Source organism: Collinsella aerofaciens, assembly GCF_020181355.1.
Classification (GTDB): domain Bacteria; phylum Actinomycetota; class Coriobacteriia; order Coriobacteriales; family Coriobacteriaceae; genus Collinsella.
On record NZ_CP084004.1, the window covers coordinates 1,428,564 to 1,441,218 of the forward strand.

General features: G+C 57.8%; 7 protein-coding genes. 6 read left to right on the forward strand and 1 reads right to left on the reverse strand.

All coding sequences use genetic code 11. From position 1 onward, the window contains the following. Positions 1-69: 69 nt before the first annotated feature. Positions 70-2,223: an LTA synthase family protein gene (locus LCQ44_RS06125; protein WP_225093359.1), complete on the reverse strand. Its 2,154-nt coding sequence runs from the start codon at positions 2,221-2,223 to the stop codon at positions 70-72. A 193-nt stretch (positions 2,224-2,416) separates the two neighbouring features. Between LCQ44_RS06125 and uvrA the strand changes: the two genes are divergently transcribed. The 6 genes from uvrA to LCQ44_RS06155 all read left to right on the forward strand — a co-directional run bounded on the left by uvrA (position 2,417) and on the right by LCQ44_RS06155 (position 12,655). Then, positions 2,417-5,296, forward strand: a complete 2,880-nt coding sequence (gene uvrA / locus LCQ44_RS06130; RefSeq protein ID WP_225093360.1) for an excinuclease ABC subunit UvrA — start codon at positions 2,417-2,419, stop codon at positions 5,294-5,296. Between the two features lie 132 nt (positions 5,297-5,428). Continuing rightward, positions 5,429-5,929, forward strand: coding sequence for a Cys-tRNA(Pro) deacylase (gene ybaK / locus LCQ44_RS06135; RefSeq protein WP_006236166.1), 501 nt, complete (start codon positions 5,429-5,431; stop codon positions 5,927-5,929). 105 nt (positions 5,930-6,034) lie between these two features. After that, positions 6,035-7,615 carry a murein biosynthesis integral membrane protein MurJ gene (murJ, locus tag LCQ44_RS06140; RefSeq protein WP_225093361.1) on the forward strand — a complete coding sequence of 527 codons (1,581 nt, stop codon included), beginning with the start codon at positions 6,035-6,037 and terminating at the stop codon, positions 7,613-7,615. A gap of 6 nt (positions 7,616-7,621) precedes the next feature. Beyond that, complete coding sequence (gene uvrC / locus LCQ44_RS06145) at positions 7,622-9,562, forward strand: excinuclease ABC subunit UvrC (RefSeq protein WP_338149086.1); 1,941 nt, start codon at positions 7,622-7,624, stop codon at positions 9,560-9,562. A gap of 365 nt (positions 9,563-9,927) precedes the next feature. After that, positions 9,928-11,541: an ABC transporter substrate-binding protein gene (locus tag LCQ44_RS06150; RefSeq protein ID WP_225093363.1), complete on the forward strand. Its 1,614-nt coding sequence runs from the start codon at positions 9,928-9,930 to the stop codon at positions 11,539-11,541. A gap of 157 nt (positions 11,542-11,698) precedes the next feature. After that, positions 11,699-12,655, forward strand: coding sequence for an ABC transporter permease (locus LCQ44_RS06155; protein WP_035138896.1), 957 nt, complete (start codon positions 11,699-11,701; stop codon positions 12,653-12,655).

The window sequence follows — 12,655 nt, forward strand, 5'->3', positions numbered from 1 at the left end:
GGGAGTCATTTGCGATGCGTTTGGGCCGAGCGCGCTTACAATACGATGGGCCCAAGCGAATGGGCGGGCTTACTGAACTTTGCTAGCAAACTCGAGGTACTGCATGCGCTGCAGCTTGTCGATCGTCGAGGCGTATGGGCTGTCTTCAGATTCCAAGTCGTAGCGCAGCCCGTCGGCGCCGAGATAGCCGGCGACATTGATGGTGGGCACATCTGACCTTGTTGCAAGCAGAGCCTTTTGATAGTTGGTGAGCGGGGCGCCGATCTTATTAAGGGTAATGGCCGCAATCTCGTTTGCCCCGACGGTATCGTAGACGTTGAGCTCGGTATTGCCGGCGATCTCATAGTTAGCCCAGACGAGATATGTCGACTGATAGATACGGAAAGCGTGGCTTGCCGTATCTTCCTGAGGGTACAGCTCGTCGTTGAGAGTCGTTGCGGCACTCGGCTGATGGTCGCCAAAAAAGACAAGAACAACCGGTCTGCCGATATTGCGGAGCTCGTTGATAAAGTACTCGAGGTCCCGGTCGGATGCGTTGATGCAGGTGAGATAGGTGTTGAGCGCGCTATTGGCACCCTCGCTGGCTCCCTCGACCCAATAGTTTGTCAGCTCTTCGGCGGGAACGGTGCCATAGTCGTAGCCGCCGTGATTTTGCATCGTGACGTCAAAGATGAACTGCGGGGCTTCGTCGGTTCTAAGCAGGTCGAGTATTTTGTCGTAGGTGGCGTAGTCGCATACGCCGGCATGGTAATAGGGCGCACCTTCGAAATCGCCGATTGAAAGAAAGTCTCCAAAGCCCAGCTGCTGATAGATTTTATCTCGATGGTAGTTGACGGGGTTTTGCGGGTGCATGGCGGTAGTGGTATACCCAAGCTCTTTAAGGTCCTTTGCCAGGCTGTTGACGCCATTCATCTGATACAGCTGATAGGGGATTTTGCCTAATCCGACAAAGGCCGTTGTCGCTCCGGTCAAAAATTCGAATTCGGAGTTCGCCGTTCCGCCACCGGCGACCGAAGCGAGCATGGTGCCGCGAACAAGTGTGTCGGGAAGCGAGTTGTAGAATGCGGGGCCGGTGTACCCGGCCGCCTGGAGCTGCTCAAAGCACGAAAGGTCGCTAAAACTCTCGTTCATGACGGCAACAATCGTCGGCTTGATTTCATTGAACTGGGCAACGGCCGCCGCGCGCTGCTCGCTCGAGCCATATGTGCTGTCGTAGGCGGCGGCGAGCTCCTGTTCGATGCCCTGCGCCTCATCGGGCGTATAGTCTTCGGGCTTCTCAATGGGCAACTCGTTGACCATTTCGGTGAACGAAGTGATAAAACCCTGGGACGCATACGTGGTGATGGGCTGCCAACGGTCAAATCCAAAATCCAGCGCCTGCTCCAAGTCGATGCTGGAAAAGCTCGAGAGCCCCACAACGGTCACTAGCAGAAAAGCGCAGAGGTTAGTGGCGATTGCGGGGAAGACATGGGTGGGCGTACGGAGCTTTCGCGGTCGGATAAGCGAAAGAAGCCCCAGGGAAATCTCCAGCAGGGCGAGAGAGGTTACGATTCCGGCGGTAAAGGTAAACTCGTATCCCTCGCTCACTTCCATTGCGGTGCCAAGGGCCAAGATATCGCTCGGCAGGATGGCTTCGCCTTTAAACGTTATGACGAAGTGCTCGGCAATGCCAAGGATGCAACAGACGACGGGCACGAGGGCCATGACGCCTCCATGACGCTGTCCCAGCAAATAAAGGGAGAGCAGAACCGTCGCGAGCAGCCCGACGGAAAACCCGAATGAGTTGGCGGGAATGCGATAGAACGTTTCGTTGCAGGCAATTTCGAGTGAAACGAACGAGAGCGCTGAAACAGCGGCGATGACAAGGATGTCACGGCAAATACAGGCAACCGTTCCCGTCGCAAGGTCGGTTTGGTCGATAAGTCCCGAAACCAAGGGCTCGACAAGAAGCATGACGGCGGCGGCACCGAGCGCCGAATAAGAAAGGACCCATAGGGAGCTGCCCTCATTTACGAGCAATTGATTCGTAACCCATGCAGCTACCACGCCGAGCGGGATGAGGAGCGTCGCGCACCAAAAGACGCGGGCAATGGGTGGCTTTTCGTTGCGTTTGATTGAAAAATACACGCGCACGACGACGGCGGCCACGATAAGGACGGCGATGAATATGGGCAGATTGGCCATGTCGCTCGAAGTGATTTCAAGGGGGATATCTTCGGTCATGGACGTTCCTCTGTTACAGCAAATTAAGTTCAGTATTAGATTACTGTAACCTTTCCACGGCATTTCGAGAAACAAAGCGCCCGATACGCAAAGCTAAAGGTCTGCGAATCTTGTATTACGAACATCTGTGCGCGTCGAGTGCGCTAAACTCATCGGCAGTATGATTCGATGCAATAGGAGGCAAGGAGCTTCCATGTCTGATTCTTCTATCGTTATTCGCGGCGCCCGTGAGCACAACCTCCGTGATATCGATGTTTCCATTCCGCGTGACCAACTCGTGGTCATTACCGGTCTTTCTGGCTCGGGCAAGAGTTCGCTGGCATTCGACACTATCTATGCCGAGGGCCAGCGTCGATACGTCGAGAGCCTTTCGAGTTATGCGCGCCAGTTCTTGGGCCAGATGGACAAACCCGACTTGGATTCAATCGACGGCCTTTCGCCGGCGGTGTCGATCGACCAAAAGACGACGTCTAAAAACCCTCGCTCGACGGTTGGCACCGTAACCGAGATTTATGACTATCTGCGCCTGCTGTTCGCCCGTGTGGGCACCCCGCACTGTCCCGAATGCGGCCGCGTCATTGAGCGTCAGACGACCGACCAGGTTGCCGACAAGGTCTTGGCGGCGGGGGAGGGCCGCCGCGCGTTTGTGCTGGCACCGGTGGTGCGCGGGCGAAAAGGCGAGTACACCAAACTGTTTGAGGACCTTCGCGCCGAGGGCTTTAGCCGCGTGCGTGTCGACGGTGAAGTGCGCTCGCTCGACGATCCGATCGATCTGGACAAGAAGTTCAAGCACGATATCGAGGTCGTGGTCGATCGCATCGTGATCCGTGAGAACTCTCTGGGCCGTATCGCCGAGTCTGTTGAGCAGGCGACCGCGCTGGCTCACGGCAATGTAAACGTGTACATGCTGCCCGATCGTGATGCTCCCGAGGGGACCGAGGGCGAGCTGCTGGAGTATTCGTTGGCCTTGGCGTGCCCGGAGCATGGACACTCCATTGACGATCTTCAGCCGCGTGATTTTTCGTTTAACGCTCCCTATGGCGCATGTCCTGAGTGCGACGGCTTGGGCTTTAAGAAAACCGTTGATGCCGAGGCGCTGATCGAGGACCCCTCGAAGTCCATTGCCGACGGAGTCTTTGGTAGCCTGTTTGGCAATTCGAACTACTATCCGCAGATTTTTGCTGCGGTCTGCAAACACTTTAAGGTGAGCACCGATACGCCGTGGGAGGACTTGCCCCCTCGCGTGCGTCGTGCATTCTTGGATGGCCTGGGCGATACGAAGATCTCGGTCGACTACCAAAAGCTCGACGGCCGTCGCAGCCAGTGGGACACCAAGTTCTCGGGCGTGCGCAATATCCTGTACGAGCGCTATACCGAGACGACGAATGAGAACACCAAGGCGCGCTTGGAGAAGTACATCCGCGAGGAGCCGTGCTCGAGTTGCCATGGTGCTCGTCTGCGCCCCGAGATGCTCGCCGTTACCGTAGGCGGTAAGTCCATTTACGAGGTCTGCTGCCTATCGTGCCGCGAGTCGCTCGAGTTTTTTGAGGGCCTGGAACTCACCGAGCGCCAACAGTTTATCGGCGGCCGTATCGTCAAGGAAATCCTGGAGCGCCTGCGCTTTCTGGTCGATGTCGGACTCGACTATCTGACCCTCGATCGTGCCTCGGCGACGCTTTCTGGTGGCGAGGCCCAGCGTATTCGACTGGCAACGCAGATCGGCGCGGGTCTCATGGGCGTGCTCTATATTCTGGACGAGCCCTCGATCGGTCTTCATCAGCGCGATAACGAGCGCCTGATCAAGACGCTTGAGCGCCTACGCGATATCGGCAATACCGTTATCGTCGTCGAACACGACGAGGATACAATCCGTGCCGCCGACTATGTGATCGACATGGGCCCCGGCGCGGGCGTGAACGGCGGACACGTGGTCGCCTCGGGAACGCCTGCCGATATCATGGCGTGCCCCGATTCGATGACGGGTGCCTACCTGACCGGCAAGCGAATGATTCGGGTTCCCGATGAACGCCGCAAGCCCGGTCGCGGCTGCCTTAAGATCACGGGCGCTCGAGCCAACAACCTCAAAAACGTTACCGCCAAGATCGAGTTTGGTACGCTTACGGTTGTTACCGGCGTGTCGGGATCGGGCAAGAGCTCCCTGGTTACCGACACCATTGCGCCTGCCCTTACGAATGCCATTCACCGTTCGACGCGCCCTGTGGGCCCGTACAAAAAGCTCGAGGGTATCGAGTGCATCGATAAGGTTATCGATATCGACCAGTCGCCGATTGGCCGCACGCCGCGTTCCAACCCTGCTACGTACATTGGCCTGTGGGATGATCTGCGCGCGCTGTTTGCGAGTACGCCGGAGTCGAAGGCGCGCGGCTACTCGCCGGGTCGTTTCTCCTTTAATGTGAGTGGCGGGCGCTGTGAGGCGTGCAAGGGCGACGGACAGATCAAGATCGAGATGCACTTCCTTCCCGATATCTACGTTCCCTGCGAAGTTTGCGGCGGTAAACGCTACAACCGCGAGACACTCGAGGTCACCTACCGTGGCAAGACCATCTCGGACGTGCTCGACATGAGCGTCACCGAGGCGCTGGCCTTCTTTGGGAATATCCCGCAGATTAAGCGCAAGCTCCAGACGCTGTACGATGTAGGCTTGGGCTACGTGAGCCTGGGCCAGCCCGCCACGACGCTCTCGGGCGGCGAGGCGCAGCGTGTGAAGCTCGCCAAGGAGCTTCATCGACGCCAGACGGGCAAGACGTTCTATATTTTGGACGAGCCGACGACCGGCCTTCATTTTGAGGACGTCCGCCAGCTGCTCGATGTGCTGCAGCGCTTGGTCGATGCGGGTAACACGGTGCTGGTGATTGAACACAACCTTGATGTCATCAAGGTTGCCGACCGCCTGATCGATATGGGTCCCGAGGGCGGTAACGGCGGCGGAACCGTTGTGGTTTCGGGCACACCGGAGCAGGTTGCGGACTGTCCGCAGAGTTATACGGGCAAGTTTTTGGCGCCGTTGCTCAGGCGCGACCGGGAGCGTCAGGCTCAACTTGATGCTCAATAAATAGGCGATTCAGTTTATGGGCGCCATCGACTCCTTGTGATTCGATGGCGCTTGCTGTGTCGAAGTGACGTATGCAGCCGAATTGGACATATACTTAATCCTCGCGTCCGAATGCGAGGGAAAGGATATGTCATGGCAAAGGCTGTAAAGACGCCAAAAACCAATGCGATGCGCGAGCTGGAAAGCGCCGGCATTTCCTATGTTCTACATACGTACGAAGACGATGGTGATGAGTCGGTGGGCCTGGGGGTCGCGATTTCGGAGCAGCTTGGCGAGGAGCCCGGTCAAGGATTTAAGACTTTGGTCTGCGTGACACCGTCCAACGACTATGTCGTGTGCTGTATCCCTGTTGCCGACGAGCTCGATCTAAAGTCCGCCGCGCGTGCCGCGGGGGAGAAGTCCTTGGCCATGATGCATGTGAAGGATTTGCTTGCGGCGACTGGCTACGTTCGCGGCGGCTGCAGCCCGGTCGGTATGAAAAAACGCTACCGGACGCTCATTGATGAGACGTGTGTCCTTTGGGATACCATTTTTATTTCGGGAGGCAAGCGTGGTTATCAGCTCGAGCTTGCACCCGATGATTTAATTGCATTTTGCGGGGCGACGGTTGCCGCGATTACGAGAGAGGACTGAGCGATGCCGCAGGAAGAATCAAAGCGCGGAGCTCATTTTGCAAAAGAATCTGCGCCTCAGACACCCTCATCCGAAGTTTCTTCGTCGCGAGATGACACTGACGACATGGGCTCGTCGGACTACTCCACGGTTGGTCGTTCCGCCGGGCTTATGACCATTCTGACTATCGTGTCTCGCGTCACCGGTTTTATCCGCACGTGGGCAATGGCGGCCGCTATCGGCATGTCGCTACTCTCGTCCTCCTATCAGGTCGCCAACAACCTGCCCAATATGCTCTACGAACTCGTGATGGGTGGCATGCTCGTGACGGCGTTTTTGCCCGTGTACATGGGCGTGAGGCGTGAGCAGGGTCGCGAGGCCTCGAACGAGTACGTGGGCAACCTGCTTGGCATTCTGCTTTTGGTGCTGGGTGGCATTTCGTTGCTGGGGACCGTGTTCGCCCCGGGCTTTATCTGGACGCAATCGTTCCTTTCGGGTGACGGCGGCAGCATGGATACCGCTGCGTTCATGTTCCGTTTCTTTGCCATCCAGATTCTCTTTTATGGTTTGGGCTCGGTGTTCTCGGGCGTTCTCAACGCACACCGCGACTACTTCTGGTCGACGTTTGCCCCGGTCCTCAACAATGTGATCGTCATTGCGAGCTTTATGGGTTTTGCGCCCGTGTCCGCACAGTTTGGCGAACGTGCCGGCATCATCTTGATTGCGGCCGGTACGACCCTCGGTGTCTTTGTTCAGATGGCATGTCAGATTCCCGCGCTTGGCAAGCACGGCGTGCATCCCCATATCCATATCGACTTTAAGGACCCCGCGCTGCGCCAGACGATTGCGCTCGGTATCCCGACGCTGCTCGCCACGGTGTGCATGTTTGTCTCGACTTCTATCACCAACGCTGCCGCGCTGGTGGTCCAGCCCGAGACGGGTCCTTCCGTCATCGCCTATGCGCGCCTGTGGTACACGCTGCCCTACGCGCTGATTGCCGCCTCGCTTTCGACGGCGCTCTATACCGAGCTCTCTCATGACGCACAGGAGAAGGATTACGACAGCGTTCGCACGGGCATTTCGCGTGGCGTCGCCCAGATGCTGTTCTTCCTGATTCCGTTCGCACTGTACCTGATTGTCTTCGCACGTCCGCTCAACATGATTTACTGTGCCGGCAAGTTCGATGAATCCGGCGTGGCGCTGGTGTCCGAGTACCTTGTCTACCTGGCGCTCTCGCTGCCGCTCTACGGCGTGGTCGTGTTGATGCAGAAGAGCTTCTCTGCCTTGCTCGACATGAAGCCCTATAGCCGCTATTGCCTGTATTCCGCCATCGGCCAGGCTGGCTCGGTTCTGCTGTTTGGCGTTGTGCTGGGCTTCGGTATGCCGGCAATCGCGCTTTCGTATGTTGTCGACTACGTGATCTTGGTCGGCTGTTCGCTGTGGTGGCTGCGTCGTCGCCTGCGTGGCCTTCAGGTCAAATCTATCCTGTATGGCGGTTTCTTTGGCCTTTTGCTCGGCGGCCTAGGGGCTGCCGCAGGCGCCGGCGTCATGTGGGCGCTTGAACACTTTGTCGGGGTACTTGGCGGCTCGATTCTGATTACTCTTGGCTATGTTTGCGTTGCGGGTGTCGTCTCGCTTGCTGTTACCTTTGGCCTTGCCGTCGTTCTTAAGATGCCCGAGGTCTCGGCGCTGCTTCGTCGCAAGTAGGTGCGTGTGGCCGGTCACGACAACATTCCAACACTCGCCGAGCAGGTTTCGCGCGTTCCCACGCAGCCCGGATGTTACCTTTGGAAAGATGCCAAGGGCGATGTCATCTACGTTGGCAAGGCGAAAAACCTGCGTTCCCGTATGCGCCAGTACGTGACGCTGCAGGATGAGCGCCAAAAAATACCGCTCATGATGCAATTGGTTGCGAGCTTTGACTACATCGTTGTCGAAACCGAGCATGAGGCGCTTGTACTCGAGCGCAACCTGATCGGCCAGTACCATCCGTACTTTAACGTCGACCTCAAGGATGACAAGAGCTACCCCTTTATCGCCATTACAAAGGGCGACCTGTATCCCGCTATCAAATACACGCGCGAGCGTCATAAGCCGGGAACGCGTTATTTTGGTCCCTATACCGATAGCCGCGCGGCGCGTGAGACCATTGACACGCTGCGCAAGGTGATCCCGATCTGCTCGGCTTCTTGTGCGGAGTGGCGTCGTTGTCGTCGTATCGTCGAGTCCCACAAGGGCGAGGAAGACATCGTCAATATGATTTGCGCGCAAAACGGGCGTCCCTGCTTTGACTACCATGTCGGGCGCGGCCCAGGTGCGTGTGTCGGCGCGATTTCTCCTACGGACTATGCCAAGAACGTCAAGCGTGTCGAGCGCTTTTTGTCGGGCCATCGCAAGGATGTCGTCGATGAGCTGACCTCCGAGATGACGGATGCCGCCGAGGCGCTCGACTTTGAGCGCGCGGCACGCGTCAAACGTCGTTTGGAGGTCATCAGGGGTCTGGACGACCGTCAGCAAGTCGTTTTTCCCTCCAGTGTCGATATCGATGTCATCGGTTTCTATCGCGAGGAGACCATCTCCGCCGCTTGCGTCTTTGTCGTGCGTGAGGGTCGAACGGTTCGAACCTGCGAGTTTATTCTCGATAAGGGTTTGGATGTCGACGAAGAGGAGCTTCAATCGGGCTTTCTTAAGCGCTATTACGACGAGACGGCTGATATTCCAGCTGAGATAAACCTCTCTGTCGAGCTTGAGGATGCGGAGGCGCTGGGGGAGTGGCTTGCAGGCAAGCGCGAGCGTTCCTGCCATCTCCATAGGCCGCAGCGTGGCGAAAAGCACCGTTTGCTCGATATGGCATCCAAAAATGCGCGCCATGCCCTCATGCGCTACATGATGCGAACGGGGTACGCTGACGACCGCACCAATCAAGCGCTCCTGGAGCTCGAAAGCGCGCTGGCGCTGCCGGCGCCGCCGATGCGTATCGAGTGCTTCGATATCTCGACGCTGCATGGAACCTTTACCGTCGCCTCGATGGTGGTGTTTACCAACGGACGCGCCGACAAGAGCCAGTACCGTCGTTTTAAAATTCAGGCCGAATTGGACGAGGCAAACGACTTCGTGTCGATGTCCGAGGTTTTGGGACGACGCTATGCTCCCGAGCGCATGGCCGACGAGCGTTTTGGCTCGCGCCCCGATTTGCTCGTTGTCGATGGCGGTAAGCCGCAATTGACCGCTGCGATCAAGCAACTTGAGGCTCTTGGGCTCGATATACCAGTTTGTGGCTTGGCAAAGGCCGATGAGGAAGTTTTTGTGCCTTGGGACGAGACTCCCGTCGTGCTTCCGACCGGGTCCGCGTCGCTCTATCTAATCAAACAGGTGCGCGATGAATCGCACCGTTTTGCCATCACGTTCCATCGCGAATTGCGCGATAAAGCCATGACGGTTTCGGTACTCGATGACGTTCCAGGCGTGGGACCCACCAGAAAACGTGCCCTTATGCGCCATTTTGGTTCGATGAAGCGTTTGCGCGCGGCGAGCGAGCAAGAGATCGCGGAAGTTCGCGGCATACCTGCCGATGTTGCCAAGGCGGTCCACGAGGCGCTCGTTGCGTGGAATGCCGAGCGCGCCGAGGCGGCGGCTGGCCATTCCGATAGCTAAACACGAGCCTAAACTACTGATATACATGATTGCGTGATTTTCAACCATTTATTTCGCCATGATTGCATGCTGGTTTCGGGTTTTATTAACGCTAAAACGTTTGACTAGTCATGGTGAACAACCCTGCTATCCTGCGGGTTGACGAAGACTGATATCTCACCTCGTCGATACATACTGTCTGGCGAATCATTTGTCAATGAATTCGGTGAACGGTAGTAAATACCGTTCAAGCGTATGTATGTATCGGTCGCCGAGCGCGGCACCTCAGTTGGGTTCGTCGGTAGGTAAGGTATATATCGTCCGCAAGTTGCGCGGGGGCAAGTCTAGGTGCTCCCGAGTAAGATTCTCTATTGATAGGAGAAGACATGGCCATCATCAACAAGGGTATGTCCAGGCGTTCGTTCCTCGGCCTCACCGGCAGCGTCGCTGCTGTCGCAGGGCTTGGTCTCACTGGCTGCGGTGGCAGCTCTAGCGACGAGGGTTCCGCTTCCGGCTCCACCGATTCCGCCAACCGTGGCGGCGGCGTGATCACCGCTGGTTCCGCTTACGCTCCGTCCAGCTTCGATCCCGCCAGCACCGGCTCCGCTGTGGGCCTGGGTGCTAACTGGCACGTCGTCGAGGGCCTCTACGGCATCGATTACCACGACTACAGCACCTTCAACGAGCTCGCCACCGACGATCCCAAGTCTGTGGACGACACCACTTTCGAGGTCACCATCCGCAAGGGCGCCAAGTTCTCCGATGGCACCGAGGTCACCGCTGACGATGTCGTTGCCTCCTACACCGCTTGCGCCGCTTCCGCTACCTATGCTCCGTTCTTCCAGCCCTTCGAGTCCATCGAGGCCAAGGATGCCAGCACTGTAACGGTCAAGACCAAGGTCCCCAACTTCTCCCTGCTCAAGGATCGTCTGGCCATCATCCGTGTTACCCCGGCTACTCAGTCCGAGGAGGATCGCGCCAAGCAGCCGATCGGTTCCGGCCCCTGGATGTACGACTCTATCTCCGATACCGAGATCACCCTGGTTCCCAACCCCGAGTACAACGGTGAGTATGCTGCCGAGGATAAGAAGATCCAGTACAGCATCCTGACCGACCCCACCGCTCGCGTTACCGCCCAGCAGGAAGGCTCCACGCTCGTTATGGAGCTCGTCACCGCTGACGCCGTCGACCAGCTCGAGAGCGCTGGCTGCAAGATCGACAACGTCCAGGGCTTCGGCACCCGCTTCATCATGTTCAACGTCGCCAAGGAGCCTTGGAACAACGTCAAGGTCCGTCAGGCCGTTATGTATGCGCTCGACACCGAGAAGATGGTCAGCAACACCTTCGCCGGCCTTGCCACCGCTGCCAGCTGCTACCTGCCCAAGAGCTTCACTAACTATCATGAGGCTTCCACGGTGTACAAGACCGATGCCAAGAAGGCTAAGAAGCTCATCGAGGAGTCCGGCATCACCCCGGGTGCCATCACCCTGCGCACCACCGACAACGAGCAGATTAAGGGCATGGCCGCCCAGGTCAAGAACGACCTCGACGCTCTCGGCTTCGAGGTGACCATCCAGACCGATACCTCGCCGGCCACCTACGCTGCCATCGACGGCGGCGAGGCCTACGATATCCTCCTTGCCCCTGGCGATCCTTCCTGCTTCGGCGCCGACCCCGACCTGCTGCTCAACTGGTGGTACGGCGACAACGTCTGGATGCAGACCCGTTGCCCGTGGAAGGAGTCCGCTGAGTGGCAGAAGCTCCACGGTCTCATGGACGAGGCTCTTGCCGCCGAGGGCGACGAGCAGCAGAAGAAGTGGAACGAGTGCTTCGACATCATTGCCGACAACGCCGTTCTGTACCCCGTTGTCCACGTCAAGACCGTCTCCGCTTCCTGGGACGATCCGTCCACTGCGCCCAACGGCGAGGCCCTCGATGGCTTCAAGGGCATCGGCACGACGAGCATGTCCTTCAGGGGCGTTGCGACCGTCAAGGCGTAAGACTCGCTTGAGTCTGTATGCAGGATGTCGGTCGTTGGGACCGTATCCTCATAGTTGAAACAAAGACCCGGGCGGCAACGATGTCGCTCGGGTCTTGTAATGAGTATCCGTACTCATATACCAGTTGGTCCTACCGACAAAAGAAAGGGGAGAGAACGTGAACAACTTGCTACGTTTGATTGGAAGGCGTCTTGTGGCGTTGCCGATCATGGCATTGGGCGTCACCGTCCTGGTGTTCTTCCTTATGTCGTTCTCCAAGACCGACCCCGCCTACACGGCGTTGGGTGACGGTGCCTCGCCCGAGGCGGTTGCCGAGTACCATGAGAAGTATGGCCTGGACGACCCCTGGCCCGTGCGCTACGTGCGCTATATGGGCGATTTGATTCATGGCGACATGGGCACCTATGGTGCTGCTCGCAACTCCGTTGCCAAGCGCATCTCCACGGCCCTGCCCGTCACGATGCAGCTGACCTTCATCGGTCTTGCCATCGGTGCGGTCGTTTCGTTTTTGCTCGGCGTCATCGCGGCACTGTATCGCGACAAATGGCCGGACCAAGTGATCCGCGTCTTTTCCATCGCCGGCTTGGCAACCCCGTCGTTCTGGCTTGCCGTTCTGTTGATCCTGCTGTTCTCCTCCTACCTTAAGGTGCTCCCGGCATCGGGTGCTCTGCCTCACTTCACCACGAATCCGGTTGGCTATCTGGGACGTATGATCATGCCCGCTATCGCCTTGGCATTTCCGCTGACGGGCCAGATGACTCGTATCGTGCGTACCGCCATGGTCGAGGAGCTCGACAAGGACTATGTCCGTATGGCTCGCGGCGCCGGCGTTCCCGAGAAGGTCGTCGTCGGCATCAACGTTCTTCGCAATGCGCTGATCACCCCGGTCACCACCCTCGGTCTTAAGATCGGTTACCTCATGGGCGGCGCCGTCGTCATCGAGGTTATCTTCAACCTCCCCGGCATGGGCACCGCGATTCTGCAGGGCGTTCAGGGCAACGAGGCGAACCTGGTTCAGGGCGTCGTTATCGTCGTTGCTCTTGCCTTCATCATCATCAACATCGTGGTTGACATGCTCTACCTGCTCATCAACCCGCGCATCAGGACGGTGTAG